Genomic DNA, 24,830 nt, shown 5'->3' with positions numbered 1-24,830 from the left:
ATGAATATAAAGATATCAGAAAAAGCAGGATTTTGTTTTGGTGTTAAAAGAGCTATGGGACTTGCATGGAGAGAATTATGCGACGAACATGATAAACAGACATACGCATTAGGTCCACTTATACATAATAAACAGGCGGTTGAAAAATACGAGGAAAGAGGACTAATAACAGTAGACGATATAGAAGAAATACCAAGTGATGTTAAAATGATAATAAGATCTCATGGGGTATCTAAGTCTATATACGATAGAACAGAGGAAAAGGGATTAGATGTTGTTGATACAACATGCCCATTTGTTAAAAAAATACATGACATAGTTAAAGAAAATTACGACACTGGAAAGAAAATAATATTAATAGGTGATAAAAATCATCCTGAGGTAATTGGGATAAATGGTTGGTGCAAAAATACAGCTATAACTATAAAAACAATTGAAGAGGCAGAAGTACTAGAGTTAAATAATGATAAAAGCTACTGTGCAGTTGCTCAGACAACTATGAATCTTGAAGTTTATAGAAAAATAGTAGAGATATTAAAAACTAAAGCTGATGATATAGAGTTTAATAATACTATATGTTCTTCTACTAAAGCTAGACAGGAAGCTGCTAGAGAGCTTGCATCAGAAATGGACTGCATGATTGTAATCGGTGGAAAACACAGCTCTAACACTCAGAAATTAGTTGGAATATGTAAAGAGGTATGTCCTACTTTTGCAATTGAAACTAGAGATGATTTAGATGTGGAAGAGATAAAAAAATACGAAAATGTCGGAATAACAGCTGGAGCATCTACTCCTGACTGGATAATAGATGATATAATAGAATTTTTAAAAAGTTTATAAAAGTTTTTTAGTATCCTCTTATATTCTTGGGAAAGAGTATAAGGGGATATTTTTTTATTCTTTTTTATTGTGTATATTTATTGTAAAAAAACATTTTCTTTGGATAAATATTTTTAGTATAAAATATTATTTATAAAAAATGTTTGATAATAAAATAATATATGTTAAAATATAACATATAAAAAATACAGAGGTGATAAATATGAAAATATTTGAAAGTATTTTTGACATCTGCTACTTAGTAACAGTTATTACAGTAGGTATAAAGATGATCAAAGCAACAGAAAAAGGTAGCCAGTATAGATTATTTGGTATAATGGCTATAGTTCTTGGATGTGGAGATGCATTCCACCTAGTTCCAAGAGTATATTCTATGTGGACAGTAGGTATAAACAATAATCCTGCTGCTTTAGGATTTGGTGAAGCAGTTGCATCAATCACAATGACTATTTTCTATGTAATATTATTCCATATATGGGAAATGAGATATGAAGTAAAAGACGATAAAAATCTTAAATTCGCAGTTTATGCATTAGCAGCGATAAGAATAATACTTTGTCTATTCCCGCAGAATGATTGGTTATCTCCAAATGCACCAGAAATTTGGGGAATATACAGAAACATACCATTTGCAATAATGGGATTAGTAATAATAGTTATATTCTTTAAGAAAGCAAGAGAATTCAACGATATAAGCTTTAAAAATATGTGGCTTGCAGTTACACTAAGCTTTGGATTCTATATTCCAGTTGTATTATTTGCTAAAACTATTCCAATAGTTGGAGCATTAATGATGCCTAAGACATTAGCATATGTATGGGTAGTATTTATGGGATACAATGCTATGAAAAGAGTAAATGAAAACTAAAAGCTAGGTAAAATAAAAGGACAAGATTATAACTACCATCCGCTCCAGGCAATCAAGTTGCATTGTCGCTGGATGGCAGTTATAAATCTTGTCCTATTTTTTACTTAGCTTCAAACTGAGTTGCTGAGGTAAGTTTGTTATTATACCATACCCAAAAGGTTATTTCCTAAAAAATTTATATTACGCTTTTTTATTATTTATTACAATTAAAATGAATAAGTTTAAGATAAAGGCAAATAATATAAGTAGAATAATATAATATTACAATAAAGAAATAAGTTGAAATGATATAAAGATAATCTAATGATTTCGTGAGAAAAGTTGAAAAAAATGTTATTATATAGTATTATTTAATAAACCATTTTTGTGTCATTTATAAGGAAGGAATACTGATGGCAGTAAGTTATGATAGATTATGGAAATTATTAATAGATCCAATAAAAATGATTTTTGATAAAATGGTATATAACTCTAGTTGGGATGAGATTATAAGTAATGAAATATTTAGGCAAAGAGATAAATCCAATAATAATGATATCGGGTATTTCCACCAAAGAATATTTAAGTATATAAATAAATGTAGAGTTCCAGAAAATGGAGAAGAAAATGGATGGGATATTATATATGAAGATCCAGCTGGAATAAACTTACCTGATGGAAGCGTAGTACATAGAGTTTATGTTGAGATGAAGAATAAGCACAATACTATGAATTCTGCATCTTCAGGAAAAACTTTTATAAAAATGCAAAATCAGTTATTAAATGATGATGATTGTGCATGTTTTTTAGTAGAAGTTATAGCTCAGAAATCACAAAATATAAAATGGGATGTAACAGTAGATAAGAAAAAGGTCGGTCATAAGTTAATAAGACGTGTAAGCATAGATCAATTTTACTCTTTGGTTACTGGCAGAGAAAATGCGTTTTATGATATGTGTATGGTATTACCTAAAGTGATTGAAGATGTAGTTAAGGAATTTGATGAAAGTATCATACCACATGATACAGTCATGGAGGAATTAACAGATATGATAAAAAATAAGGAAATTACATCAAAAGAAGCTGGAATATTGATGTCTATATATATGTTAGGTTTTAAAACATATTCAGGTTTTTCTAGTAGATAAAGTATAAACAAAATTAATGAACAAAATATAAATTTTTATGAAGTTTTTAGCATAAAGAAGGCTGTTGCAGTTGCAACAGCCTTCTTTTAATCGTGTTAAGTTTTCTAAGAGTATTAATTTATTTTAGAAGTTTGTTCTGCTTTCTTTCATCAGCGCTTCGTAGTCTTCTAAATCTTCTTTTGAAGGTTCTACAAATTCTTCTGCTACATTGTTCTTAAATCCAATTCTTCTTGCTGGTTTTTCATCGTCCAATTTTGGAGCTGATGTGATTAAGAAATTGATTTGAGAAACGTGTTGAATTAGTTCAGCATAGTTTCCATTTACGTATCCGAAGTAGTGGATAAGTGAAGGATTGCTGTATCCAATATCAGTTATGTGCATAAGGACGCTTTCACCGAAATTAGTAAGATATAGAGCAACCTCTTTATCTTTGTCTAAATATTGTTCAAAATCGTAAATGCTTTCCATGATTCTTTGATATTGGTAGTCTGCAAGCTCGTAATTTCTTGATGATACTGATTTTCTGATTTTATCGCTAATAGTATCAGGAAGCACATTAGAATCATTTTTACGCATAAAATCACGACCTTTCAAAAATTATTTTATATTTGTAATTATTATTATAGTGTTGTTAAAAAGTTTTTTCAACAGATTGTAGAAATTTTCAGAAAATTATTATAAAAACAAAACTTTATTAAATCATAAAAATAAAAGATTTATAAAATCATTTGAGATTATGATATACTATAAATATAAAAATTAAGAATTTGAAGTACAATTTAGTGTAATGAGGTGCATTTTATGGGATTAAAAACAATAGTAGACTACTATCATTTAGATGTGTTTAATGGAGATCAGCTGTATCAGATAGATTTAGGCTTAAAAGAAGGCATCGATGTAGATGTTTATGCTAAGCCAGAATATAAATTTGAACAGATGTATGAGATAAGAATGGGGTTAAAAGAAGGATTAGATATTTCTTTCTATATAGATCATAGATTAGATTCTAACCAGATGTATGAAATCAGAAGAGGTCTTGAAGCTGGGTACGATGTTTCTGTTTATGCAACAGATAAATTTATCTGGAGCCAGATGGAGCAGATTAGAATGGGACTTGAAAGTGGAGTAGATGTAAGCAAATATGCAAAATCTAACATATACACTTCTGTTATGGAGCAGATTAGAAAAGGTCTTGAAAATGGAGTAGATATCTCTCCATACACAGAAAGAAAGCTTTTTGCTAACCAGATGGAACAGGTTAGACTTGGATTAGAACATGGAATTGACCCAGATTCATACGCTTGGAGAAAATACGAATGTTATGAAATGGAAAAAATGAGACTAGAATTAGAAGAAAAATAAAAAATACTTGATTTCATCTTAATAACGTGATAACGTTTAGTAGAGTAAATGTTATGGAGGGAAAATCATGAAAGAGGGTATAAAATCAGTTCTTCTTAAAATTATAATGTTCGTAATTGCTGTTGGACTTTTATTCAATGTAATTATGATATTCAACATGATAATGAAAAAATTCTAATAAAATAAAAGCTGCTGAGAAATTTCTTGGTAGCTTTTTTTATTTTGAAGTTATATAAAAGTAGAAAAATAAAAAAGATTAAAGAAGGTTAAAAGCATTCTTCACCTGTTGTATGTAGAAACTGGGTTGTAGTATCAACTAACTCTAATGTGACAGACTAGTTATTTTTTAAAAATTTTTTAAAAATAAAATTTAAGGAAAGTTAAGATATAATTAAGTTGTTACTATCCATATCAACTCAAATAAATATTGAAATTTCAATGGATATTAGACATTAAATTTGATTATAAAATAGAAAGTTCCGCCATTTTTCCGCCAAAAATTTATTTGGCGGAAATTTTATTTAAATAACCTTCGAATTTTGTAGAAGATTCATCTTGTAAAGATTTTGTATTTGCTGTGTAAATATTTAATGTAGTATCAATACTAGAGTGTCCTAGACGCATCATCACAGCTTTCATAGATACACCTGACTCAACTAGCATAGTAGCGTGAGTGTGTCTTAGCTGATGTAGATGAAATTTACTATCTATATTTTTTTTAACTTTATTAACTATGAATGCTATATTTTGAAAGTTGTAAAAATCTCCATTTTCTTTTTTAAAGACAAAATCATTCACATCATATATATTGCCTACTGCAAATCTATCTAATAACTGTCTTTTTTTCAATTCTTTTAAAAGCTTAACATCAGAATCTAATATAGATATATCTCTAATGCTAGCTGTATTTTTAGGATTAGATAATTTTAAATATCCTTCTGGAGCTGAAACTTTAATAGCATTATTAACTACATGTATTACATTATTATCTAAATCAATATTGCTCCATTGTAGTCCTAATAATTCTCCACGACGCATTCCTGTATTATATGCTATTTTTAGGAATACTTGCACAGTAAAGTCTTTTTCAAAAACTTCTAATATTTTTTCAAATTTTTCTAATGAAATAAAATCTGTATTTTTATTTTTCACGTCTACATCATCCTTTCTTTTTTTTACTTTTACATATCCAGCAGGATTAGATTTTATAAACCCACATGGATGGACTGCATACTTAAGAGATCCTGAAAGTACGGCTTTATAAACGTCGACTGTATTCACGCTAAGAAACTCTAAAGATTTATCAAGAAAATCTTGTAAAATCATAGGAGTAAGTTGTCTTAGTTCGTAGTAGCCAAGAGCTGGAATAATTCTTTTAAGATGATACTCATACGAATCAATAGAATTTTTAGCTAGATTTTTTCTGACATAATTATCCATCCAATATTTTAAAAAATCTCCGTATGACATTTTACTTTTATCTAGAGTATTGATTCCATATTTTAATTCATTTTCTACTTCTAGCATTATTTTCATAGCTTCTTTTTTAGTTTTAGCCCCTTTTGCTACTCTTTCAACTCTTTTACGCTTCCCATCGACAGGAGCCATTTCGATTGTGTAGTACCAACTATTACCCTTTTTTCTAACACTTCCCATTTTCTCACCTTCCTTTATATTAAAAATTAATACAAAATGTGTAAATTTCAACATTTGTATTATTAACCTTGTTGTCAATCTTGTTGAAAGCTTAATGTCAATAAGGTTAGTAATGCAAACGTATGTTCTTGTAAAGGTCTAAGAAAAGGCGGAAAATAAACCGCCAATAAATAATTTCAATAACTTTTGCTTTTAAATACTTTATAAATAAACCAACCTATAATATACTTTAATTATCATATTAATGTGGAGGTGTTTATGAGTAGTTTAGAAGCTGTAATTGTAACAATAATTTTTTTAATTCCAGGATTCATGGTTATTGAACTAGACAACAGAATGTTTTCTAGAGCTAATAACAATGAGCATGAAATTGAAAAAATAATAAATGCTTTAATATTAAGCATGGTATCTGTAATTGTATCAATACTAATATTAAATATATTTAAAATAGATAATATAAAAAGTCTAAAAGAATTATCTGAAAAAATTGGAGACTTTAATTTTATTTTTAAATATATAGCTATAGTATTAGTATCTATTCCTATAACTGAAATAATTTATAAATGTTACAGGAAACTTATGTTAAAATTTATAAATTTTGTTTACAAGCTTCAAAATAAAAACATTACTGAAGTAGATACAAAGACCGCTTGGGAATTTATATTTGATAGTGCAAATATAAATCCTAGTGATTGTTGTATTGAAGTTGTAAAAAATGATACTGTAATAACAAGAGGTTATTTAAAAGCATTCTCAGATGTAAAGTCAAAGAATAAAGAACTTATTCTTGAAGCAACAAATCAAGTAAATGAATACTTTGAATCAGAAAAAAAGAAACCTGTTGACAAAAAAGTATTCAACGAAATTGATTTCGAGTATTACAATTTAGATAACGACGTGTTATTAAGATTTTATAATATGAGCAAACTTAATGCTTATCTTGATGAGGCTAACAAATAAGCATTATTAATTTCTAGGTGGTGGTGTGCTTTTAATTCTACTAGTATTAGGGTTAGTAGTTTTTAAGCCACCACCACTTCTTACTTCTTCCTTTGAATGTTTGTTACTCAAAATATCACTCCTTATTTAAATTTATATTTTAATAATTCAACTGGAATATTTAATATTATAGAAGCTTGTTCTATAGTATATTCTTCCAGATCTTTTAACGCAACATCACTAACTAATAACTCAACTGCAAATTTATTAGCTTCAATTTCAAATTTATTTTTTAAATGTAGTGTCTTTTTCTCCAGAAAAAAGCAATTAAGATTACTATGCAATATTGCGTGGCCAAGCTCATGAGCTAAGACAAATTTTCTTTGCTGGTAATCTAAACTTGTATTTAAGAAAATAAACTTATTTCTTTTTATATATTTATACATCCCGAGAGTAGAAGATCCTAAATCTATATCTATCGTTTGGATGTTAAAATAATCGACCAATTCAAACACATCATCAGTTTTTGCTTTTTTCTTAATCATAGATACGCATTTTTTCACATCCATATAAACGCACCTACTTTCAATTACTCTTTATCTTTTTTATATTTCTTAGGAGTATATTTTTCTTTATTTTTTACTTTAGCTATTTCAAGAGCTGTACGCATAGCTATTTCTAATTTATCTAAGTCGTCATCATCCAACTCAACTCCATCATAAAAAGCTGGACCAGCTTCTCCTGATTTAAAATCATCCATTATCTTTTTTAAATCTTTTTCTATGTCTTTTTTATCTCTATTATTTAGAGTTGGATTATCCTCATCTAAATCAATAAGATATCCAAGATCTAAATCTAGTGCTGTAGCAAAATCTCTCATTTTTTCAATATCTAATGTCTTTATATCTCCATCTTCATATCTTTTTACAGTTGATTCGTGAAGGTTTACTTTTAAACCTAATTCTTTTCTAGAAAGTTTCATTCTTTTTCTGGCATCAAATATTTTTTTACCAACTTCCTTATTAGAATTCATAATCTCAACTCCTCTCTACACCTTGATATTACAATAAATTTGCATACTATACAAGAAAATTGTAAAAAAATATTAAAAAACTTGCATAAAATTCTTGACGTTATTATTTTTATAGTGTATTATACAAGTATAGAAAACTTGCACAATACGCAAGAGAAAGGAGGAATCCTTTTTGAAGCTAGATAAATTAAAAGGTAAATTTAAAGAATGTAAATTCACCTATGCAGATATTGCTAAGATATTAAATGTAAGCATAACTACTGTTAGTAGTAAAATGAATGGTGAAACAAGATTCTATGCAGAAGAAATAAGAATACTATCTAACGTTCTTAATTTAACAGATGAGGAAAAGATAGATATTTTTTTGAGTTAAAACTTGCATAATATGCAAGAAGAATAAAAATATTTTTTTGAGTTAAAACTTGCATAATATGCAAGAAGAAAGAGGTGTTGAAATGATAGAAAATAGAGTAACAATAACAGATTTAGAACCAATAGCAATGGTAGCAGAAGCAAGAGAAGATGTTGAATTAGTCACAATGGAAGAAATGGAAATAGATGTAAACATAAACAAAATAAATTTAGGTGGAGAAGAAATAAACGTAGTTAGTAGTAGAGATATAGCTGAAGGGTTAGGTAAAAGACACGATAATGTAATGAGAGATTTAGATAACATATTAAAATCTGACTCCTCAAAATTGAGTAGTCAAATAATAAAATCCTCTTACATAAATGAAAGAGGTAAAGAATACAGAGAGTATCTTCTAACAAAAGACGGATTCACGTTATATATGTTCAACATACAAGGCTATAACAATTTCAAGATGGCTTACATAAACAAATTTAATGAGATGGAGCAGGCACTAAGAAATCCATTTAAGAATATGTCGAAGGAAATGCAATCTATATGGTTGCTAGATACTAAGACTCAGGAGCTAGATAAGAAAATAGATACTGTAGCAAAAGATTTTAATAATTTTGTAGAAAATGAAACACTTTCAACAGTAATGTGTGATGAGCTATCAAAGAAAGTAAGAAGAGTAGGAACAAGACTTCTAGGAGGTCATGATTCAACAGCATACAAAATTAATAAAGGACATTACAGAAAAGTACTATTTACAGATATATATAATCAGTTAAAAAGAGAGTTTGGGATAGATGTAAGAACATCATACAAAATATTAAAAAGAAAAGACTTGCAGGAAGCAATGGAATTCTTAGATAGATACAGACTTCCAGCAAGATTGGAAGAAGAAATAAGAGAAATAAATACACAGTTAGAGATGGAGGTATAGAAAATGTTCTACGTAAAAGAAGAAATAAATGGAGTACCAGAAAGAATAGAGATACACGATGAAAATGTGTACTGTGAATGTCCGTACTGTATGAAAGAGCAGTTAGTGGATATAAGTGAAATAATATCTACAGGTGGAGATTTATGCGGAACATCTGTAATATGTTCAGAATGTTCAAAGGTATTGAAGGAAATAAAGAATAATGTAAGACAGATAGTTACAAATATAATTGGAAGTAAATATACAACAGCTGAGCTAGAAAAAGCACTTGAAGCTTTAGTACTTGAATATTGGAATGAAGTCTTATATAGAGATGAGGCAGGTGAGCTAGATGAGTAAAGAAATAAAAAATTTACAGGTAAATGTAAAGATAGAGTTTGATGAAGAAAAAGCACATAAAAAAATAGAAAGAATAGCTGAATTAATGCAGGAAATACAGTTTGAGATGGATACATTTTCTTCTTTATTCAAATTTACGCAAGAGATAGGAGGTGAGCTAGATGAGATTCAAGATGGCGGTTCCCACTCAGGAATCTAAAGAAAAAAAATATAAATCTAATATCGAAGAAAGATTTTTAGATGTAAATGAAGTTGCTAAAAGATTAGCTATATCTCCAACAAACAAAGCTGGATTATACAGAGCTATTGACAAGGGATATATAAAAGCAAGCCGAGTAACTAAGTGGGTAGTTAGAGAAGGTTGGTTAAATAATTTTATAATCGAACATGAAGGCGAAGATATAAGCTATATGTTTAAATAGGAGGACGCCGATGAGCGACATAGTAAGAGTTGAAAATAGAGAAATCTCTTACAATAGGGATTTATTAATTAAGCAGCTAAGAAAAGCTGGAGAGAAAAGTCTTGGAGGATACTCTATAGATGACGCATTAGAGAATGCATTTTTAGAAGGAATTGAAGCAGCATTCAGAGCTGTTTATACAATATTTGATGATGACCAGGAGGAAGAAGAAAATGAAAAAAGCATGTGTATTTTTTAAAAAACTTAGATTAACTTATCCAATACTTATAGGAGTAGCAGTAGCACAGTTATTTAGAGAGTTTGACTTAGTGCTATTTGCCCTAGCATTTACTTTTATAGGATGCTTCTGCGATATATTCTGCGACACTATCTGGACTGCAGAAAGAGTAGAAGAATTAAGAAGAGGAGGTAAAAAGAAATGTTTAAGAGGGTAGGTCGCAAAATGATCATAGACTTCACTAGTTGTGAAAATGCAAAAGAAAAAATAGAAGCAATGCAAGACGTGATGAGAGAAAGACTTCCTACGCATAGAGCTAAGAAGGTTAAAAACAATGTATTTGAAATGAGATTCTATTATGACGACATGCTTGACTGCATGGAAGAAATGCTTACTACAGCATTTAAAGAAATAGACAAAAAAAGAGAATAGCCCAGCTCCAACAATAAGAGCTAGGCTAAATAACAATAACTTTTTTACAACCAACTATAGTCTAGCATATGAAAGGAGAAATGGCAATGAGAAAGATAATACTAGGCTTTAAACAAGACAAATTAGTAGAATTGGGACTGTCTATGGACGAAACTTTAATTCTTAAACATATAGAAGACTTTATAAATAGCGGTAAAACTGAAACTATCTATGATGAAAAAGACAAGATTCTATACCATTGGATTTACTATGAAAAACTACTACAGGACTTACCTATATTAGATATAACTCCAGAATCTATAAGCAGAATAATAAGATGTAATTTAGGTGAAGAGCCTGAAGGCTATAAGGAAAAATTAGCTACTTTAACAGAAAATGGTAGAAGAAAAGCTAAGTCTAGAAAATATCTAGGACTTGTAAAAAATAAAACAGTTAAGAATAACATCTATGGAAGTCGTTCCTATCTAGCATTTACTAGCAAATTTTATGACTTAAAAGAAGATTTGTTTGACGAGTATGACAGGGGGACATCCCCTTACCTAGATAGGGGGACATCCCCTTCTGCGGAGACGACAAAATCCCCTTGTCTAGATAGGGGGACATCCCCTTGTCTAGATAGGGGGACATCCCCCGACCAAAGATATATATATAAATATATATATATAGTCGACTACCTTAATAAAAAGACTGGTAAAAACTTTAAGTCAGATTCTTCTAAGACTAGAAAACTTATAGATGCTAGATTTAACGAAGGATATACGATAGAAGATTTTAGAAAAGTTATAGATACAAAAGTTGCACAGTGGAAGGGCGACGCTAAGATGGATGGATATTTAAGACCAGAAACTTTATTTAGTAATAAGTTTGAAGGATATTTAAACGAAAAAATTATAGAAGATTCTAAAGATGATAAGAAAAAAGCTTCTAACGGAATGACAGGCTACCAAGATATGTAGTAAGAGGTGGACGATATGAAAAATAATTCTCTATTTGATATGGATGCTGAACAGAAAGTCTTAGGAGCATTGCTCCTAGATGACTCTGTTGCATACAAAGCTAGAGAAATAAAAGAAAAACTTTTTTACCTAGAAGCACATAAATTAATATTAAGAGCCATGAAAGAATTGTTGGATAAGAATAAGCCGATTGACTTAGTGCTTTTAAGAGACCTGCTAGAGAAGCAGGGAGTATTAGAAAAAATAGGATTAAACTATATAGCAAGTTTAACAACAATAGTTGCTACTACTGCTAATATCGACTACTACATACAGATCCTTCAGGACAAAGTCTTGATTAGAGAAATCAAAGAACAAGCTGAAGATTTGTTGAAAGATATAGGAAGTAAAAATACAGCACAAATACACAATTCTGTAACTATGCTGCATGAGATATTAGTAGATAGTAGCTCCACAAAAGACAATTATATGGACGCATCCGAAGTTGAATTTGAAGGTGTGGAACATAAAAGTATTTCTACAGGCTATCGGAAAATAGATGAGAACATGGACGGCTTTAGATATGGGACTTTGACAGTCTTATCTGGAAAGCCTTCCAGTGGGAAATCTACTATCATAAATGCTTTTTTAGCATCTGCTATAGATAGTGGCCATAAAGCTTTTTTATACAGTGGAGAGCTTCCAACGGAAATAGTGTTGGATTGGTTTACTAAATACGTTGCTAGTGAAGAAGATATAATTCCATATCAGACTGAGCTGGGAGCAAGATATTCAGCTCCATCTCCAAATGCAATTAGAAAAATAAGAAGATGGATAAAAGGAAAGTTGTTCTTGTATAACGAGGACGCTCCTGCTGATGAAAGAAGTATGTGTGCTACTATAGAGCATCTGTATCTGAAATTTGGAGTAAGGATGTTTATTCTGGATAACTTGATGACTCTAGCTTTAGATGCTAAGGACAAGTATGAATCTCAGAAAGAGTTGGCGAAAAATCTTAAAAATTTAGCTAGAAAATATAATCTAGTAATAATTCTAGTAGCACATCCAAAAAAGACCAACAATGGTGACAATGTAGATATGTTTGACGTATCAGGGGCGAGTGAGATAGTAAATCTATGTGACTATGAGCTATTTACACAGAGAATTATAGATGATGAAGAAGGCAAGGATGAGACTTATCTATTGATTACGAAAAATAGACAGACAGGGAAACAGAAAAAAAGGCTGCAGTTGCACTTTGATGATATTAGAAAGCGACTTTATAGTTGCCCTGCTGAATTAAACAGAGTGTACAGATACGATATTAACGAACAACAGAGCATGGAGGATATAGCTCCATTCTAGAAAGGAAAAGCAAATGAAGTTAAATATGAAACTTGACTCTAGTAAGAGAAAAGAAGCATATAAAAGAGAATGCAAGAGTGCATATGTCAGGACTAGGTTACTAGCATTCCGATATGTGGGCTATGACAGAATAGAAGTTAAAAATAACACTGCTATTTTAAAGGGTAGCGGTGTTGAAGATAGGAAGATTTATTTTTTAGACCTTCCAGAAGGAATACATAAGATAGGGGAGATTTTAAATGCTGAAAGCTAAAGAGTTTTTTAGAAATCTACAAAACAAAAGTTTCAAGCCAGAGCTATTTTTTAAAAATTCTGTGTTCGTTGAAGCGTTGCCAGCAAATACGAATCCTGTATTAATAGCTACAGGTGGACAAGATAAGAAAAAATGGGGAGAAGCAAAGTTAAAATTAGAGGACTATGGAGTTACAGCAAAAGATGTAGCAGAGCAGTCCAAGAGAATGAATCTCTACATAATGAAATATGAGTGCAAGTTGAAGAAGTCTAGAGATGAGTTCGACACAATGACAAAAGAAAAAATAAGAAGAGAGTTCTATGAATCAGAAGGACTTTTGTAGGAGGGTTAAGTTATGGAATGTAAACAGTGTGGAAGTAGCAGAGAGCTTTATGTATTTAAAGATTGCTGTGATTGCGAATGTCTATGTAAGAGATGTTTAATGCAATCTTGTGATGTAGAAGAAGTGGAAGTTAAGAGATATGTGGATGTTAATTCTAGAGAGGTATTTTACAACAACGATGATTTAGCTGAATATGTAGTAGATGCAGGGTTTGTTGAGATAGAAAGTGAAGAAACTACAGCATTCTATGATAGTGATACAGCTGAATACTTAGAAGATGATGAGGATTTGATAAATTATCTTGAAGAAAAATATGATGCAGTAATAACAGAGGCAGATATATGTCCTGAGTGTGGGGCGGTTATGCAACAGTTATATCTTGTAATAGATGAGTCAGGAGACTTTAGAACAGTAATGTGTGAAAAATGTATTTTAGAAACAATGCAAGATGAAGTTGAATCTGAGGACAAACTAAGCAATGAGCTTAGATGGTTTTTAGAAGAAAAATTAAAAATATCAATAATAAAATTATAGGAGGTAGTAAGTATGAATTTATTAGAAGCAATGCAGGCAGTATTAGCAGGGGAAAGAGTTAGAAGAAAAAATTGGGACGAAAGTAGATATGTAAAGCTAGATGCAGATAGCAAAAGACTTGTAGATGAAAAAGGAAGATTTACAAATATGGTGCATCCTGTAGCAGGAGCTGGAGCTATAGAAGCAATGCTTGGAGAAGAATGGGAAATCTATAATGTAGGCGATACATTAACTTTTAAAGGAAAAATATTAGATATAACTAGATATTGTGAATGTCATAATTGTACAGGCTGCTTAATAAGTCCTATGTGTGAATTCTCTCAGCATTCTGATTTAATAATGGCTGACTTCCTTATGGATGTAGAAGACTACAATGATTTAGACGAAAAGAAAATAGATGCAATGTACAGAGTTATAAATTGTTAATAAATAAAAAGCTGGAGTGGGTAATCCTGCTCCAGCAAATAAAAAATTGGAGAAAGAAAATGTTTAGAAGAAGCAAAGGATATATAACAACAACAAATCCTAATACACTTAGAATAAAAAATATTCCGCCACCTAAATCAGAAAATGAAAATATTTTAAAAAAAGGACACACTATAATTATAGATTTATGCGAAGGTGCAAAATCAGATGAAATATTTCTAAAAGAAGGAGATATTTTCTTTGAGGAAGATGGATTTTTTATAACAGAAAGAAAAGATGAAAAAAACAAATATATTTAGACACAAAATAAATAAAGATGCAGTTTTAATGATTACACATATAGACAGAGCATCACTTAAGGAGAAAAAAGATGAATAAAGACATTTGGTTTGATTTTGTACGAGAATATATAATCCCAGAAGATAAGGATGAAATAGAGAGAGCTATAGAAGATCCTGCTGAAGATAGGGATATGAATTTTATAGAATGCTTTGATTGCAGGATGCATTTTCTAGTAGTTAGAAAGTTTGGAAAAGGAAGAGAAATAACTTGTCCTAAATGTGGCTGCAAGCTAAAGATAAAATTCTACAAAAATGGCGGAATAGATATAAGGAGGATTTTATAAATGGAATGGAAGAAAATAATAACAGCAATAGCTGCATTAATGTTAGCTTATTCGCTTGTAGGTTGTAATGATACAGTTGCAAGTGAAGTTGAAGAAGCAATGGCTATTAATAAATTTGAAGAAATTCATTATGAAAGAATTTATCCAGGAACGATAAGGATAGTAAAAGATAAAGAAACTGGAGTTGAATATATCGTAATTAGAGGTGATAGAGAATATTCTATAACTCCAAGACTAAAAGGAGCTGAATAGATATGAGAGAAGATACAAGAGTTTTCTTAAATCGAATAAGAGATTTAGGAAACGACATAATACATTATTTAGGAGAGCTTAATTATGAAGAAAGAGCTCAGGCTATAAAGCTATCAAATGAATTTGAAATGTTTAGTTACATGATAAATTATGCAACTACAAATATATTCATCGTAGAGGATGATGAATATGCTTATAGCAAAATTACACTTACACATTTTGAAGGAGCATTGAGAGCATTATTAAAAGGTAAGGCAGTAAGAAGAACAGATTGGTTACCTGGAGTATATGCGGTTTCTAAATTTGGAACATTAGAAGATCATCAAGGAAGCAGGGTAGAGCTTAGAATAGGATTTGATTTAGATATAGAAGAAAATCTAAATACTGCTTGGGAAATTTTAAATTAAGAAAGAAGATGATAGAAGATGAGAGAGTTTAGTCTTGAGGAAAAAGAATTTAATAAAGAAGTATCTATATTATTTCCAATTACAAATCCAGATCTATCAGAGAGCATAATAGAAAGTTTTAAAAAGCATCATGAGAAATTAGGATATATGCTTACGGGTTATGAAGTAATAATTAATTTAGAAGAAAATATAGGAGTGTTTAAAGCGACACTTACAAAATTAAAAGTATTCAATAGGCTTAAATGAGTGAGATAAATGTAACAACACAGAAAGAGCTGTAATATTTTATGTAAATATTATTGAATAATATGAAATATCTGTGAGGGTATAAGGATGATTATAAACACAGTAAAAAGAGCTTTAGAGTTAGAAAGTAGAATACTAACAAGGATAACATGTGCAATAGATATTTTTTTTAAGAGGTATACTAATATGAATATAGCGGAAGTATTTTTCATAATGTTTGTTAATTTTTTTATGATAATAATCATCATAGAAGTAATAACAGAATTAATAGATGCAATACGTAAACTAAAGAATAAATAAAGTTAATAAACAAAAAAGGAGGAAAAAATAAATGAATAATGCAGTATTAGTTGGAAGACTTACAAAGGACCCAGAATTAAGATATATTCCAGGAAGTGGAACAGCAGTAGCTACATTTACTGTAGCAATAGATAGAGATTTTGTTAAAAGAGATGGAACAAAAGATACAGACTTTATTCCATGCGAAGTAACTGGAAAAGCAGCAGAATATATAGCATCGTATGGAGTCAAAGGTTCTTTAGTAGAAGCTCATGGATATATCAGAGTAGATAGATATCAGGACAAGGATACAGGTGAAAATAAATCATTCACAAAAGTGCGGTGTTCAAAGGTTCATGTATGGGCGAAACCTAATAAATCTGAAAATAATGGAACAACACAAGAGCAGGAAAGCTATCCATCTGTAGAAGATGACGATGTACCATTTTAGGAGGTAAGAGATGGAATTTATTTATAAATTAATACAGGACGAAAATCACAGTAAGACTATGGCTGCATGCAAATTTATAGAAGAAGCTCAGGAATTTTTAGATGAAAGCTATGAAGCTGATATAAATATAGATGCAACACTTGAAGAAGGATTTGATGTAATACAGAGTGTACTGAGCTATTGGGATACAGTAGGAATTACTAAAGATGAGATGTTTGAAGGCTTGAAAAAACACAATGAAAAATTAGAGAATCGTGGATGGGACAGAGAAGCGATACGGAGGGTAGAATATGTTCGGGATATTGACTAAGAAAAAAGTTAGAGAGATAGAAGAGCAATATAAGAAAGAGCTAGAAGAAAAAGATACAAGACTACAGGAGTTGAAAGAGTTTAGTGACAGTAAGCTAAAAGAAATGGAAGAAAATTATAATAAGTCCTTATTAGAGAAGGATGAGCAATTCCATAAGCTAAATAAAGAGTACGAGCTTAATCTAGATCTTACAGATGAGCTTAACAAAGAGATAGGAAAATTAAACAAACAAGTAGTAAGAGAATCTAAAAAGGCTGCTGATATGCTAGGAAAAATAGAAAAAGAGAAAGCAATATTTCTAAGAACAAAGTCAGGAAGAATTAAAAAGAAATATGCGAAAAAGATATTAGAAAAATTAGATTAAAAATAAATAAAAAAAGAGAGACTGTGTAGCGGACAGTCTCTCTTATATACCATGCGAGCATGATATAAATCCCTTACTCATTTATTATAACATGCTCACTAATAAAAATATAGGGGTGAGTAATATGGAAAATATTAAATTTAGATAGATGATTCTAAGAAGGAGGAAATATGGCAGATATAAAGCAGTATTTAGACTTTACGGAAGAAACATTAAGACAGCACAAACAGATGAAATTATATTTAAAGACATTAGCAAAAAGAAAAGAAAATCTTGAAAAAGAAATATCTAACTTAAGAGCTGTAACTTATGATGGAGTAAGTGTTCAGACAAGTAATACATCTAGTCCAGTAGAGGATGAAGTCATTAAAAGATATGAAAGAATGTTAGATGTTGTATCTGAGACAGATAAGACAGAGGCTCTTGTAAAAAAGGTAGATACTGCTATTGCCAATTTAGATGATATCCATAGGAAAGTTCTAACTATGTATGTAGTAGAAGGAATGGATTGGATAAGCATAGAGGACAAACTTCCTTACTCAGAAAGACAGTTAAGAAAGAAAAAAGATGAAGCTGTAAAGAGTGTAGCTATAGCTCTATTTGGAGCTACAGTATTAAAAGAAAAAGATTCAGACACTCTATTTGATTTGTTGTAATTTAAAAGTTCCGTTTTAGTTCCGATATTTAGAGTTAAAAAGAGATAAAATAATATTATGGAAAGATATGAAGGTTGTATCTATCTTCTATAAGAGATTAGACTGGTTAGCCACCGGTCTTTTTTTATTGAAAAAATGAGGTGATTAAGGATGAGTAAAAAGAAGTGGCATGATGCAAATGAAATATTACATGTTGCAGAGCTTCCCGATGAGCTAAGAGCTCTTGACCTGGAGATGAAAAAGAAGCCAAACTTTGACCACTTCCCAAGCAAGAAAAGAAAGAAGGCAAGGAAGCATGAATCAGGTCGAACCGATTAGAGATTTAGATAAACTTGAAGATATGTGTAGATATTTAAAGCAGCATAACGAAAGAGATTATGTTCTTTTTTGTATGGGACTTTATACAGGATTGAGAGTTTCAGATATATTAACTCTTAGAATAAGAGATGTGAAAGACAAGAGCCAGATAGTTATAAAAGAAAAGAAAACTGGTAAAAGAAAATATATTGAAGTCAATCCAATCTTAAAGAAAGTTTTAAGAGATTATACCAGGGATAAAGACCCAGACGATTTCTTAATTAAGTCTAGGAAAAACTATAACAGACCTATAGGAAGGAAGAGAGCTTGGAAGATAATATCTGATTTAGGAGATAAGTTTGGTATTCCTCACTTAGGTTCACATTCAATGAGGAAGACTTTTGGATATCATTTTTATAAGCAGACTAAGGATGTTGCTTTATTGCAAAGTATATTTAACCACGCAAGTCCGAGTATCACACTTAATTATATAGGTATCAATAAAGATGGAATAGATGCAGCATATAGAGATTTTAGGTACTTTAATTAATTCAAAGGGACATATTGAGATTAGGTCGCATTCATATTTCAAATACCTAATTTATAGAGCCTTATACATATTGGAATTACTTATGTTTAAATAGGTTGGATAAGTATGTTGTCGAAAGCGACAGAATATAAGATAAGTCCCTTTCATAAAGGAGTATTAGATGGGAAGAAGAGGTAAAAGACCTTGTCGGAAGGTTGGTTGTCCTAATCTAGTTGAGTATCCAAGAGTATATTGTTCAGCCCATCAGGAGTATGAAGATGGACTCAAGGCAGCTAAAAATAAAATGTATGACAAGAGAAGAGCTGACGATAAGGAATATAAATTTTATAAGAGTTCTAAATGGATTAAGTTTAGAAACTATATCATGCAGCGAGACCATCACTTGTGTCAGATATGTTTACAGAACAACAAGTTGACTGATGCAACAGTTGTTCACCATATAAAACCAGTGAGAGAGTGTTGGGAGTTAAGACTGCAACCAAATAATGTTATAGCTATTTGTGACGAATGCCATAACAAAATACATAAAAGAAAATATACCCCCCCTACCTTTTGATAAAAAAGGAGGAGACGAAAAGACCGAACGCCCCCTCTATATATTACGGACGCAAGTTTTAACATGGGGGGGTATGGGGGGTATAGGTATGAAAAAGAGGTGATAGTTTGGGGAAAAGAGGACCAGCACCAAAACCTACCAATCTAAAACTTTTACAAGGAAATCCAGGAAAAAGAAAGCTAAATGAAGATGAACCAAAGTATGAGTGTTCAGATGAAATTATAAACCCTCCTTCATTCTTGAGTCGATATGCGAAAAAAGAATGGAAAAGAATAATTCCTCTTTTAAAGAAGAATGGAATTATAAGTGATGTAGATGTAAATACTTTAGCAGCATATTGCCAATCTTATCATCGTTGGATAGAGGCAGAAAAAGCAATTAGAACTTATGGTCTAACAACAGTTACTGATAAAGGCAATATAATTCAAAGACCAGAAGTTGGCATAGCCAATAAGCGGATGGAATCAATGGTTAAATATGCAAAAGAATTTGGTCTAACACCATCTTCAAGGACGAGTTTACATGCTACAACTCCAGATGAAGTAGATGATCCTTTTGTTGAATTTATGAAAGGAACTAAAAATGGATAGAACTACTAAGTATGCAAAAGAGGTTCTTGCAGGGAATATTCCTTCATGTAAGTTTGTAAAGCAAGCATGTAAAAGGCATTTAGAAGATATGAAGTCTTCTAAGAAAAAGTCATATCCATATAAGTTCAATTCAGAAAAAGCTGAAAGGAGCATAGAGTTCTTTAAATTACTGAAACATAGTAAGGGAGAATTTGCTGGAGAAGAAATCGAACTTGAATTATGGCAATGTTTTAGAGTTGGAAGTGTCTTTGGTTGGGAAGAGAAGAAAACTGGATATAGAAGATTCAGACAAGCATACAATCAAGTTCCAAGAAAGAATGGAAAGTCTACAGAAGCAGCAGGAATAGGACTTGAAATGATGACTGTAGATGGAGAGCAAGGAGCTGAAATCTATAGTGCAGCAACTAAAAAAGACCAGGCAAAAATCATTTTTGACGAGGCTAAAAGAATGATTAATGCATCTCCATATATCAAGAAACATGTAGATGTATTTCAAGCTAATATAAATATGCCATCTACAAATAGTAAGTTTGAGCCATTAAGTAGAGATGCCAAAGCTCTAGATGGTCTTAACATTCATTGTGGGATTATCGACGAATTACATGCTCATAAGACAAGAGAGGTGTATGACGTATTAGTTACTGCAACTGGAGCTAGAAGACAACCTTTGATATGGATGGTTACTACAGCAGGGTTCCGTACAGATACGATATGTTATGAGATGTATGAATATGCTACCAAGATATTAGATGGAAGTATAAAAGATGAAAGATTTTTCGCCTATATAGCGTGTGCTGACGAAGATGACGACCCATTTGACGAGGCAACGTGGGAGAAAGCTAATCCTAACTTGGATGTATCAGTAAGTAGAGAAGACCTAAGAGCAAAAGCTAAGCAGGCAAAAGAAATTCCTGCAGCTCTTACAAACTTTATGGTAAAACATTTGAACTTGTGGGTGAACGCAGATGATGCTTGGATGAATATGGAGAAATATAAGGAATGTGAAATAGAAAACTCTGACTTTAATGTGGAAGAATTAGAAGGGAAAGAGTGCTTTTGTGGTGTCGACTTGTCTGCTACAACAGATATAACTGCGGTAAATTTGGAGTTCCCTCTCGCTGATGGGCGATATGTATGGCTTAATCATGGCTTTTTACCAGAAGATGGAATAGTTGACAAGGAACATCGAGATAAAGTTCCATATACGACCTGGGCAAGACAAGGATATTTGACATTAACTCCTGGAGCTACAGTAGACCAGGATTGGATTCTATCTTACATAATGGAAATGGGTAAAAGATATCAGATTAAAGAAATTGACTATGACCCTTGGAATGCTACTCAATTCGCTAACAAGGCAATGGATGAAGATATTGAATGTGTTGAAATTCGACAAGGATTTAAGACTATGAGTGAGCCAATTAAGGATGTTGAGAAACTGATAATAGAGAAAAAGTTGGTAACTTTAGGCAATCCTCTTCTTAGGTGGTGCTTCTCTAATGCAGTTCCATCTTTAGATCCTGCAGGAAATATTAAATTAGATAAGTCAAAATCTACACGACGTATTGACCCAGTAATAGCAGGAATCAACTCACATGTCAGAGGAATGCACCACGCATACTTGAATGCGGATATTAATACTCACATCTTAAGTGATGATTGGGGGATGTAAAGTGAAAGAATTTTTAAGGAAATATATAGAAGATATATTGATATTGCTTGGAGCATTAATAGCAGTAATCAATACATATTTTCTAAATATATACATAGCCAATTACCTTCTAGCATTTTTGCTTATAGGTTTTGGAATTATTATAGCTAAGCTATATAAAAAATGATGAAAGGAGGTTAATATGTGCTATTTAGAAAAATATTAGGAAATGATTGGACGGATATGTTTTCAATGAATTATGGGAAAGTTACGACTAGTGGCGAATTTATCTCACCCGAAAATGCTTTTGCTAATATTGGGACTATATTTGAATGTATTGTTATAAGAGCCAATTCATTTTCAAAGTTGCCATTGCAACTTTTTAAATATGATGATACTAGAAAAGTTCGTGATAGAGATAACCCTCTATGGTATCTACTAGAGAAACGACCAAACAAATACCAGACACCGAGTCAGTTTAAAAGTTATATAGAAGTGTCTAGACTTTTGTGGGGAAATGCTTTTGTTGAAATGAAGTTTGATGCAAGAGGGAATATAATAGCCCTTGAACCACTTGAGCCACAGTATGTGACGATAGAGAAAAATCTAAATAATGATTATATCTATATTTACCAGAACTCAATTAAACGAAAAGTATTTACAGAAGATGAGATTTTACATTTTCCATATACAAGCTCTCAGGGAAAAGTGGGAAAAGCTCCAATGGAAGTTGCTCGTGAATCAGTTGGTAATTTAATGGCGATAAATAAGTTTGAAGGAAACTTCTACAAAAACGGAACTTTGACAACTGGTGTATTAGAAGTGGCAGGAGAATTAGGTTCTGCACAAAGGCAAAAGATAAAGGAAGAGTGGAGACGATTATATTCTGGTTCAAGTAATGCAGGAGATATAGCTGTAATTGATAGTGGGTTACAGTATAAGCCAATAACATTACCGATGAAGGATATGGAATTTATTGCCAGTAGGAAAATGAATAAATCTGAGATAGCTACTATATTTGATGTTCCAAGCTATATGTTGAATGATATTGACAACGCAAAGTACACAAATGTTGAGCAACAGAATTTAAGGTATTTGGTTGATGTGCTACAGCCAGAGGTGACTGCAGCGGAAGAGGAATTAAACTACAAACTATTTACAGAAGAGCAAGCGAAAAAGAATTTTGTTAAATTCAACCTTAATTCTGCAATGCGTGCTGATTCAAAAACTAGAGCTGAATATTACAAGGAAATGCTAGGAATGGGATTGATGTCAATTAATGAGGCAAGAGATAAAGAAGATCTCCATAATATAGGTGAGATAGGTGATAAGCATTATATGTCACTTAACTATACAACTTTGGAAACATTAGAAAAGCATAATCGTATTAAAGATACAGGAGGAGGTGATTCTGATGAGTAAGTTGGAGAAGTTTTTAGAGGTTAAAAACTCAACCGAAACAAGTGCTGATTTATATTTTTATGGCGATATTGTTTCAGATTGGATGGATGCATGGACTTCAGAGGACAAGTATCCTGCAACTATAAAAAGATTTCTGAATGATGCAAAGGGGAAGGACTTAAATATCTATGTGAATAGTGCTGGGGGAAGTGTCTTTGCTGGCATGGCAATTTATAACATGCTAAAAAGACATACTGGGCATAAAAAAGTCATAGTAGATGGTCTTGCAGCATCTATTTCTAGTGTAATTGCACTTGCAGGGGATGAGATAGAAATACCTTCTAATGCCTATTTTATGATACATAAACCTTGGATGAGTTGCCAGGGTGATGCAGATGATTTTAAAAGTCGGTCTGAGATGCTTGACAAAATAGAAGAGGGGATTGTGTCTGTATATGAGGAGAACCTTGCTGATGGGACAAGTGTGGATGATATTAAGAACATGATGCAAGAAGAAACGTGGATGACTGGTAAAGAAGCTAGTGAGATATTCAATAAAATATCAGTAGTGGATTCTTTAAATGTTCTGAACTGTGCATCGGATATTAAGTTTAAGCATAGACCAAATAATTTAGAGAATAAGAAAGTTGATGAAGAGTTAGAAAATTTAGCGTTAGAAATAGAGCTTTTATAGAAGGCTCTTTTTTTATACAAATTTTTAAGGAGGAAAACAGAATGAATAAGAAAATGAGAGAATTACTGAACTCTATAAACGAAAAAAGAGTGCAGGCAAGACAGTTAGTAAGTGAAGGTAAAAAAGTGGAAGCTAAAAATCTTATAGAAGAGATAAAATCACTTCAGGAAGATTACGAAATAGAAGCCGCTTTATATGAAAATGAAAAAACTCCAAATCCATCACCAACAAATAGAGTTGAACAGTCTGATGAGATGAGAAGAAGGGTAGCATTTAATAGAGCAGTTCTTCATAAGGATTTAGATCCTCAGGATAAGGGCTTAGTTGAAGGCACAGATGAAGATGGAGGATTCTTAGTTCCTAAAGAGCAGAAAACACAGATAAATGAACTAAGAAGAAGTCAGGTGGCTTTAAAAGATTATTGTAATGTAATAGTAGTTCATAGTCAGGCTGGGTCAATGCCACTTGAAGTTGAAGCCTCTGATAAATTAACTGCCTTTGATGAATTAACTGAAATAAATCAGTCAGATATAAAATTTGGTAATGTAGCTTGGAAATGTAAAGATAAAGGGGACATAATACCTATATCAAATACTTTACTTCAGGATGAAACTGCAAACTTAACATCTTATTGTGGTAGAAGATTCGCTAAAAAAGCGGTTAGAACAGAAAATGCAGATATATTAACTGCTATATCTGGAGCTGAATTAGTATCAGGAACTACATATAAGGATATAAATACAGCTCTTAATACAAAATTACCAGTTGCTATAAAAAATGTAGCAAAAATATTTACAAACCAGACTGGATTTGACTTCTTAGACAATGCAAGAGATGAAAATGGAGACCCAATACTTACAGAGGATAAATCATCTCCATCAGGATATAGTTATAAACATAAACATATAGTTGAACTTGATAATGCTGAACTTGTTACAGAAAAACCTACATTTTATGTTGGTTCTATGGAAGATTATCTAGCCTTCTTTGATAGAGATGTTTATGAAATGGCAGCGTCTGGAGAGGCAGGATTTACTAAAAATGCTACTCTATTAAGAGTTATAGAAAGATACGATGTTCAGAAGGTAGATACTAAAGCACTTGTAAAAGTTGAAATAACTATAGGTGGCTAG

The 24,830-nt window shown here is 31.4% G+C and carries 42 protein-coding genes; 38 read left to right on the top strand and 4 right to left on the bottom strand.

Annotation, left to right across the window (positions count from 1 at the left end; genetic code table 11):
• From ACK2WO_RS09060 to ACK2WO_RS09050, 3 genes are all read left to right on the top strand, one after another.
• Window positions 1–843 carry a 4-hydroxy-3-methylbut-2-enyl diphosphate reductase gene (locus ACK2WO_RS09060; protein ID WP_414697563.1) on the top strand — a complete coding sequence of 281 codons (843 nt, stop codon included), beginning with the start codon at window positions 1–3 and terminating at the stop codon, window positions 841–843.
• Between the two features lie 202 nt (window positions 844–1,045).
• A complete protein-coding gene (locus ACK2WO_RS09055) occupies window positions 1,046–1,711 on the top strand; it encodes a hypothetical protein (RefSeq protein WP_414697562.1) in 666 nt (221 codons plus the stop codon).
• Window positions 1,712–2,103: 392 nt separating this feature from the next.
• The gene (locus ACK2WO_RS09050) at window positions 2,104–2,838 is read left to right on the top strand and encodes an Eco47II family restriction endonuclease (protein ID WP_414697561.1); all 735 of its coding nucleotides are present in this window, start codon (window positions 2,104–2,106) and stop codon (window positions 2,836–2,838) included.
• Between the two features lie 123 nt (window positions 2,839–2,961).
• On the opposite strand, the gene ACK2WO_RS09045 is transcribed toward ACK2WO_RS09050, so the two are convergent.
• A complete protein-coding gene (locus ACK2WO_RS09045; protein ID WP_414697560.1) occupies window positions 2,962–3,414 on the bottom strand; it encodes a DUF6173 family protein in 453 nt (150 codons plus the stop codon).
• A 225-nt stretch (window positions 3,415–3,639) separates the two neighbouring features.
• Between ACK2WO_RS09045 and ACK2WO_RS09040 the strand changes: the two genes are divergently transcribed.
• Window positions 3,640–4,200 carry a hypothetical protein gene (locus tag ACK2WO_RS09040; RefSeq protein WP_414697558.1) on the top strand — a complete coding sequence of 187 codons (561 nt, stop codon included), beginning with the start codon at window positions 3,640–3,642 and terminating at the stop codon, window positions 4,198–4,200.
• A 501-nt stretch (window positions 4,201–4,701) separates the two neighbouring features.
• Here the strand turns inward: ACK2WO_RS09040 and ACK2WO_RS09035 are convergent.
• The gene (locus ACK2WO_RS09035; RefSeq protein ID WP_414697557.1) at window positions 4,702–5,856 is read right to left on the bottom strand and encodes a tyrosine-type recombinase/integrase; all 1,155 of its coding nucleotides are present in this window, start codon (window positions 5,854–5,856) and stop codon (window positions 4,702–4,704) included.
• Window positions 5,857–6,114: 258 nt separating this feature from the next.
• On the opposite strand from ACK2WO_RS09035, the gene ACK2WO_RS09030 reads away from it, so the two are divergent.
• Window positions 6,115–6,816: a hypothetical protein gene (locus ACK2WO_RS09030; RefSeq protein ID WP_414697556.1), complete on the top strand. Its 702-nt coding sequence runs from the start codon at window positions 6,115–6,117 to the stop codon at window positions 6,814–6,816.
• A 122-nt stretch (window positions 6,817–6,938) separates the two neighbouring features.
• Here the strand turns inward: ACK2WO_RS09030 and ACK2WO_RS09025 are convergent, their stop codons facing one another.
• A complete protein-coding gene (locus ACK2WO_RS09025) occupies window positions 6,939–7,364 on the bottom strand; it encodes an ImmA/IrrE family metallo-endopeptidase (protein WP_414697555.1) in 426 nt (141 codons plus the stop codon).
• A 20-nt stretch (window positions 7,365–7,384) separates the two neighbouring features.
• Window positions 7,385–7,828, bottom strand: coding sequence for a helix-turn-helix domain-containing protein (locus ACK2WO_RS09020; protein WP_414697554.1), 444 nt, complete (start codon window positions 7,826–7,828; stop codon window positions 7,385–7,387).
• 172 nt (window positions 7,829–8,000) lie between these two features.
• Between ACK2WO_RS09020 and ACK2WO_RS09015 the strand changes: the two genes are divergently transcribed.
• From ACK2WO_RS09015 to ACK2WO_RS08855, 33 genes are all read left to right on the top strand, one after another.
• A complete protein-coding gene (locus ACK2WO_RS09015; RefSeq protein ID WP_414697553.1) occupies window positions 8,001–8,201 on the top strand; it encodes a hypothetical protein in 201 nt (66 codons plus the stop codon).
• Window positions 8,202–8,283: 82 nt separating this feature from the next.
• A complete protein-coding gene (locus tag ACK2WO_RS09010) occupies window positions 8,284–9,123 on the top strand; it encodes an ORF6C domain-containing protein (RefSeq protein WP_414697552.1) in 840 nt (279 codons plus the stop codon).
• Between the two features lie 3 nt (window positions 9,124–9,126).
• A complete protein-coding gene (locus ACK2WO_RS09005; RefSeq protein WP_414697551.1) occupies window positions 9,127–9,462 on the top strand; it encodes a hypothetical protein in 336 nt (111 codons plus the stop codon).
• A complete protein-coding gene (locus tag ACK2WO_RS09000; RefSeq protein WP_414697550.1) occupies window positions 9,455–9,661 on the top strand; it encodes a hypothetical protein in 207 nt (68 codons plus the stop codon). Before ACK2WO_RS09005 ends, ACK2WO_RS09000 begins: the two co-directional genes overlap by 8 nt.
• Window positions 9,624–9,884: a hypothetical protein gene (locus tag ACK2WO_RS08995; protein WP_414697549.1), complete on the top strand. Its 261-nt coding sequence runs from the start codon at window positions 9,624–9,626 to the stop codon at window positions 9,882–9,884. The genes ACK2WO_RS09000 and ACK2WO_RS08995 overlap by 38 nt, the downstream gene beginning before the upstream one ends.
• Before the next feature lie 10 nt (window positions 9,885–9,894).
• Complete coding sequence (locus ACK2WO_RS08990) at window positions 9,895–10,122, top strand: hypothetical protein (RefSeq protein WP_414697548.1); 228 nt, start codon at window positions 9,895–9,897, stop codon at window positions 10,120–10,122.
• Complete coding sequence (locus ACK2WO_RS08985; protein WP_414697547.1) at window positions 10,097–10,318, top strand: hypothetical protein; 222 nt, start codon at window positions 10,097–10,099, stop codon at window positions 10,316–10,318. The genes ACK2WO_RS08990 and ACK2WO_RS08985 overlap by 26 nt, the downstream gene beginning before the upstream one ends.
• Entirely contained in the window at window positions 10,303–10,533 is a 231-nt protein-coding gene (locus tag ACK2WO_RS08980) for a hypothetical protein (RefSeq protein WP_414697546.1), read from the top strand. The genes ACK2WO_RS08985 and ACK2WO_RS08980 overlap by 16 nt, the downstream gene beginning before the upstream one ends.
• An 86-nt stretch (window positions 10,534–10,619) precedes the next feature.
• Entirely contained in the window at window positions 10,620–11,489 is an 870-nt protein-coding gene (locus ACK2WO_RS08975) for a conserved phage C-terminal domain-containing protein (RefSeq protein ID WP_414697545.1), read from the top strand.
• A gap of 15 nt (window positions 11,490–11,504) precedes the next feature.
• The gene (locus tag ACK2WO_RS08970; protein WP_414697544.1) at window positions 11,505–12,833 is read left to right on the top strand and encodes a DnaB-like helicase N-terminal domain-containing protein; all 1,329 of its coding nucleotides are present in this window, start codon (window positions 11,505–11,507) and stop codon (window positions 12,831–12,833) included.
• A 13-nt stretch (window positions 12,834–12,846) separates the two neighbouring features.
• Window positions 12,847–13,086: a hypothetical protein gene (locus ACK2WO_RS08965; RefSeq protein ID WP_414697543.1), complete on the top strand. Its 240-nt coding sequence runs from the start codon at window positions 12,847–12,849 to the stop codon at window positions 13,084–13,086.
• Window positions 13,073–13,408, top strand: coding sequence for a hypothetical protein (locus ACK2WO_RS08960; protein WP_414697542.1), 336 nt, complete (start codon window positions 13,073–13,075; stop codon window positions 13,406–13,408). The genes ACK2WO_RS08965 and ACK2WO_RS08960 overlap by 14 nt, the downstream gene beginning before the upstream one ends.
• Before the next feature lie 12 nt (window positions 13,409–13,420).
• On the top strand, window positions 13,421–13,942 hold the full coding sequence (locus tag ACK2WO_RS08955) for a hypothetical protein (protein WP_414697541.1): 522 nt from the start codon (window positions 13,421–13,423) through the stop codon (window positions 13,940–13,942).
• 12 nt (window positions 13,943–13,954) lie between these two features.
• Window positions 13,955–14,368, top strand: a complete 414-nt coding sequence (locus ACK2WO_RS08950; protein ID WP_414697540.1) for a hypothetical protein — start codon at window positions 13,955–13,957, stop codon at window positions 14,366–14,368.
• Window positions 14,369–14,427: 59 nt separating this feature from the next.
• Entirely contained in the window at window positions 14,428–14,667 is a 240-nt protein-coding gene (locus ACK2WO_RS08945) for a hypothetical protein (RefSeq protein ID WP_414697539.1), read from the top strand.
• A gap of 71 nt (window positions 14,668–14,738) precedes the next feature.
• Entirely contained in the window at window positions 14,739–14,993 is a 255-nt protein-coding gene (locus ACK2WO_RS08940) for a hypothetical protein (protein WP_414697538.1), read from the top strand.
• Entirely contained in the window at window positions 14,994–15,245 is a 252-nt protein-coding gene (locus ACK2WO_RS08935; protein WP_414697537.1) for a DUF6440 family protein, read from the top strand.
• A 2-nt stretch (window positions 15,246–15,247) separates the two neighbouring features.
• Window positions 15,248–15,652, top strand: coding sequence for a hypothetical protein (locus ACK2WO_RS08930; protein ID WP_414697536.1), 405 nt, complete (start codon window positions 15,248–15,250; stop codon window positions 15,650–15,652).
• Between the two features lie 18 nt (window positions 15,653–15,670).
• Window positions 15,671–15,898 (top strand): hypothetical protein, encoded by a 228-nt coding sequence (locus tag ACK2WO_RS08925; protein ID WP_414697535.1) that lies wholly within the window; start codon window positions 15,671–15,673, stop codon window positions 15,896–15,898.
• 87 nt (window positions 15,899–15,985) lie between these two features.
• Window positions 15,986–16,198: a hypothetical protein gene (locus ACK2WO_RS08920; RefSeq protein ID WP_414697534.1), complete on the top strand. Its 213-nt coding sequence runs from the start codon at window positions 15,986–15,988 to the stop codon at window positions 16,196–16,198.
• A 31-nt stretch (window positions 16,199–16,229) separates the two neighbouring features.
• A complete protein-coding gene (locus ACK2WO_RS08915) occupies window positions 16,230–16,628 on the top strand; it encodes a single-stranded DNA-binding protein (RefSeq protein ID WP_414697533.1) in 399 nt (132 codons plus the stop codon).
• Between the two features lie 10 nt (window positions 16,629–16,638).
• On the top strand, window positions 16,639–16,938 hold the full coding sequence (locus tag ACK2WO_RS08910) for a hypothetical protein (protein WP_414697532.1): 300 nt from the start codon (window positions 16,639–16,641) through the stop codon (window positions 16,936–16,938).
• Window positions 16,919–17,302, top strand: a complete 384-nt coding sequence (locus tag ACK2WO_RS08905; RefSeq protein ID WP_414697531.1) for a hypothetical protein — start codon at window positions 16,919–16,921, stop codon at window positions 17,300–17,302. Before ACK2WO_RS08910 ends, ACK2WO_RS08905 begins: the two co-directional genes overlap by 20 nt.
• Window positions 17,303–17,472: 170 nt before the next feature.
• Window positions 17,473–17,958: a hypothetical protein gene (locus tag ACK2WO_RS08900; protein ID WP_414697530.1), complete on the top strand. Its 486-nt coding sequence runs from the start codon at window positions 17,473–17,475 to the stop codon at window positions 17,956–17,958.
• A gap of 150 nt (window positions 17,959–18,108) precedes the next feature.
• Complete coding sequence (locus ACK2WO_RS08895) at window positions 18,109–18,276, top strand: hypothetical protein (protein WP_414697529.1); 168 nt, start codon at window positions 18,109–18,111, stop codon at window positions 18,274–18,276.
• Window positions 18,254–18,805: a site-specific integrase gene (locus ACK2WO_RS08890; RefSeq protein WP_414697528.1), complete on the top strand. Its 552-nt coding sequence runs from the start codon at window positions 18,254–18,256 to the stop codon at window positions 18,803–18,805. The genes ACK2WO_RS08895 and ACK2WO_RS08890 overlap by 23 nt, the downstream gene beginning before the upstream one ends.
• 160 nt (window positions 18,806–18,965) lie before the next feature.
• Entirely contained in the window at window positions 18,966–19,361 is a 396-nt protein-coding gene (locus tag ACK2WO_RS08885) for an HNH endonuclease (protein WP_414697527.1), read from the top strand.
• Between the two features lie 107 nt (window positions 19,362–19,468).
• Window positions 19,469–19,951, top strand: coding sequence for a phage terminase small subunit P27 family (locus ACK2WO_RS08880; protein ID WP_414697526.1), 483 nt, complete (start codon window positions 19,469–19,471; stop codon window positions 19,949–19,951).
• A complete protein-coding gene (locus ACK2WO_RS08875; protein WP_414697525.1) occupies window positions 19,944–21,623 on the top strand; it encodes a terminase large subunit in 1,680 nt (559 codons plus the stop codon). The genes ACK2WO_RS08880 and ACK2WO_RS08875 overlap by 8 nt, the downstream gene beginning before the upstream one ends.
• Window position 21,624: 1 nt before the next feature.
• Complete coding sequence (locus ACK2WO_RS08870) at window positions 21,625–21,789, top strand: hypothetical protein (protein ID WP_414697524.1); 165 nt, start codon at window positions 21,625–21,627, stop codon at window positions 21,787–21,789.
• A gap of 56 nt (window positions 21,790–21,845) precedes the next feature.
• Window positions 21,846–23,024: a phage portal protein gene (locus ACK2WO_RS08865; protein ID WP_414698745.1), complete on the top strand. Its 1,179-nt coding sequence runs from the start codon at window positions 21,846–21,848 to the stop codon at window positions 23,022–23,024.
• Window positions 23,017–23,697: a head maturation protease, ClpP-related gene (locus tag ACK2WO_RS08860; RefSeq protein ID WP_414697523.1), complete on the top strand. Its 681-nt coding sequence runs from the start codon at window positions 23,017–23,019 to the stop codon at window positions 23,695–23,697. The genes ACK2WO_RS08865 and ACK2WO_RS08860 overlap by 8 nt, the downstream gene beginning before the upstream one ends.
• A gap of 41 nt (window positions 23,698–23,738) precedes the next feature.
• Window positions 23,739–24,830, top strand: a complete 1,092-nt coding sequence (locus ACK2WO_RS08855; RefSeq protein ID WP_414697522.1) for a phage major capsid protein — start codon at window positions 23,739–23,741, stop codon at window positions 24,828–24,830.

This window comes from Peptacetobacter sp. AB845 (assembly GCF_047528295.1).
Taxonomy (GTDB): domain Bacteria; phylum Bacillota; class Clostridia; order Peptostreptococcales; family Peptostreptococcaceae; genus Peptacetobacter.
Note: the sequence above shows the minus strand (reverse complement) of the source record. Positions and strands in the feature narration are given on the sequence as shown.

Coding starts and splice junctions, on each gene's coding strand:
- ACK2WO_RS09060 (WP_414697563.1), top strand. CDS start 1: ATGAATATAAAGATATCAGAAAAAGCAGGATTTTGTTTTGGTGTTAAA.
- ACK2WO_RS09055 (WP_414697562.1), top strand. CDS start 1,046: ATGAAAATATTTGAAAGTATTTTTGACATCTGCTACTTAGTAACAGTT.
- ACK2WO_RS09050 (WP_414697561.1), top strand. CDS start 2,104: ATGGCAGTAAGTTATGATAGATTATGGAAATTATTAATAGATCCAATA.
- ACK2WO_RS09045 (WP_414697560.1), bottom strand. CDS start 3,414: ATGCGTAAAAATGATTCTAATGTGCTTCCTGATACTATTAGCGATAAA.
- ACK2WO_RS09040 (WP_414697558.1), top strand. CDS start 3,640: ATGGGATTAAAAACAATAGTAGACTACTATCATTTAGATGTGTTTAAT.
- ACK2WO_RS09035 (WP_414697557.1), bottom strand. CDS start 5,856: ATGGGAAGTGTTAGAAAAAAGGGTAATAGTTGGTACTACACAATCGAA.
- ACK2WO_RS09030 (WP_414697556.1), top strand. CDS start 6,115: ATGAGTAGTTTAGAAGCTGTAATTGTAACAATAATTTTTTTAATTCCA.
- ACK2WO_RS09025 (WP_414697555.1), bottom strand. CDS start 7,364: ATGGATGTGAAAAAATGCGTATCTATGATTAAGAAAAAAGCAAAAACT.
- ACK2WO_RS09020 (WP_414697554.1), bottom strand. CDS start 7,828: ATGAATTCTAATAAGGAAGTTGGTAAAAAAATATTTGATGCCAGAAAA.
- ACK2WO_RS09010 (WP_414697552.1), top strand. CDS start 8,284: ATGATAGAAAATAGAGTAACAATAACAGATTTAGAACCAATAGCAATG.
- ACK2WO_RS09005 (WP_414697551.1), top strand. CDS start 9,127: ATGTTCTACGTAAAAGAAGAAATAAATGGAGTACCAGAAAGAATAGAG.
- ACK2WO_RS09000 (WP_414697550.1), top strand. CDS start 9,455: ATGAGTAAAGAAATAAAAAATTTACAGGTAAATGTAAAGATAGAGTTT.
- ACK2WO_RS08995 (WP_414697549.1), top strand. CDS start 9,624: ATGAGATTCAAGATGGCGGTTCCCACTCAGGAATCTAAAGAAAAAAAA.
- ACK2WO_RS08990 (WP_414697548.1), top strand. CDS start 9,895: ATGAGCGACATAGTAAGAGTTGAAAATAGAGAAATCTCTTACAATAGG.
- ACK2WO_RS08985 (WP_414697547.1), top strand. CDS start 10,097: ATGAAAAAAGCATGTGTATTTTTTAAAAAACTTAGATTAACTTATCCA.
- ACK2WO_RS08980 (WP_414697546.1), top strand. CDS start 10,303: ATGTTTAAGAGGGTAGGTCGCAAAATGATCATAGACTTCACTAGTTGT.
- ACK2WO_RS08975 (WP_414697545.1), top strand. CDS start 10,620: ATGAGAAAGATAATACTAGGCTTTAAACAAGACAAATTAGTAGAATTG.
- ACK2WO_RS08970 (WP_414697544.1), top strand. CDS start 11,505: ATGAAAAATAATTCTCTATTTGATATGGATGCTGAACAGAAAGTCTTA.
- ACK2WO_RS08965 (WP_414697543.1), top strand. CDS start 12,847: ATGAAGTTAAATATGAAACTTGACTCTAGTAAGAGAAAAGAAGCATAT.
- ACK2WO_RS08960 (WP_414697542.1), top strand. CDS start 13,073: ATGCTGAAAGCTAAAGAGTTTTTTAGAAATCTACAAAACAAAAGTTTC.
- ACK2WO_RS08955 (WP_414697541.1), top strand. CDS start 13,421: ATGGAATGTAAACAGTGTGGAAGTAGCAGAGAGCTTTATGTATTTAAA.
- ACK2WO_RS08950 (WP_414697540.1), top strand. CDS start 13,955: ATGAATTTATTAGAAGCAATGCAGGCAGTATTAGCAGGGGAAAGAGTT.
- ACK2WO_RS08945 (WP_414697539.1), top strand. CDS start 14,428: ATGTTTAGAAGAAGCAAAGGATATATAACAACAACAAATCCTAATACA.
- ACK2WO_RS08940 (WP_414697538.1), top strand. CDS start 14,739: ATGAATAAAGACATTTGGTTTGATTTTGTACGAGAATATATAATCCCA.
- ACK2WO_RS08935 (WP_414697537.1), top strand. CDS start 14,994: ATGGAATGGAAGAAAATAATAACAGCAATAGCTGCATTAATGTTAGCT.
- ACK2WO_RS08930 (WP_414697536.1), top strand. CDS start 15,248: ATGAGAGAAGATACAAGAGTTTTCTTAAATCGAATAAGAGATTTAGGA.
- ACK2WO_RS08925 (WP_414697535.1), top strand. CDS start 15,671: ATGAGAGAGTTTAGTCTTGAGGAAAAAGAATTTAATAAAGAAGTATCT.
- ACK2WO_RS08920 (WP_414697534.1), top strand. CDS start 15,986: ATGATTATAAACACAGTAAAAAGAGCTTTAGAGTTAGAAAGTAGAATA.
- ACK2WO_RS08915 (WP_414697533.1), top strand. CDS start 16,230: ATGAATAATGCAGTATTAGTTGGAAGACTTACAAAGGACCCAGAATTA.
- ACK2WO_RS08910 (WP_414697532.1), top strand. CDS start 16,639: ATGGAATTTATTTATAAATTAATACAGGACGAAAATCACAGTAAGACT.
- ACK2WO_RS08905 (WP_414697531.1), top strand. CDS start 16,919: ATGTTCGGGATATTGACTAAGAAAAAAGTTAGAGAGATAGAAGAGCAA.
- ACK2WO_RS08900 (WP_414697530.1), top strand. CDS start 17,473: ATGGCAGATATAAAGCAGTATTTAGACTTTACGGAAGAAACATTAAGA.
- ACK2WO_RS08895 (WP_414697529.1), top strand. CDS start 18,109: ATGAGTAAAAAGAAGTGGCATGATGCAAATGAAATATTACATGTTGCA.
- ACK2WO_RS08890 (WP_414697528.1), top strand. CDS start 18,254: ATGAATCAGGTCGAACCGATTAGAGATTTAGATAAACTTGAAGATATG.
- ACK2WO_RS08885 (WP_414697527.1), top strand. CDS start 18,966: ATGGGAAGAAGAGGTAAAAGACCTTGTCGGAAGGTTGGTTGTCCTAAT.
- ACK2WO_RS08875 (WP_414697525.1), top strand. CDS start 19,944: ATGGATAGAACTACTAAGTATGCAAAAGAGGTTCTTGCAGGGAATATT.
- ACK2WO_RS08865 (WP_414698745.1), top strand. CDS start 21,846: ATGTTTTCAATGAATTATGGGAAAGTTACGACTAGTGGCGAATTTATC.
- ACK2WO_RS08860 (WP_414697523.1), top strand. CDS start 23,017: ATGAGTAAGTTGGAGAAGTTTTTAGAGGTTAAAAACTCAACCGAAACA.
- ACK2WO_RS08855 (WP_414697522.1), top strand. CDS start 23,739: ATGAATAAGAAAATGAGAGAATTACTGAACTCTATAAACGAAAAAAGA.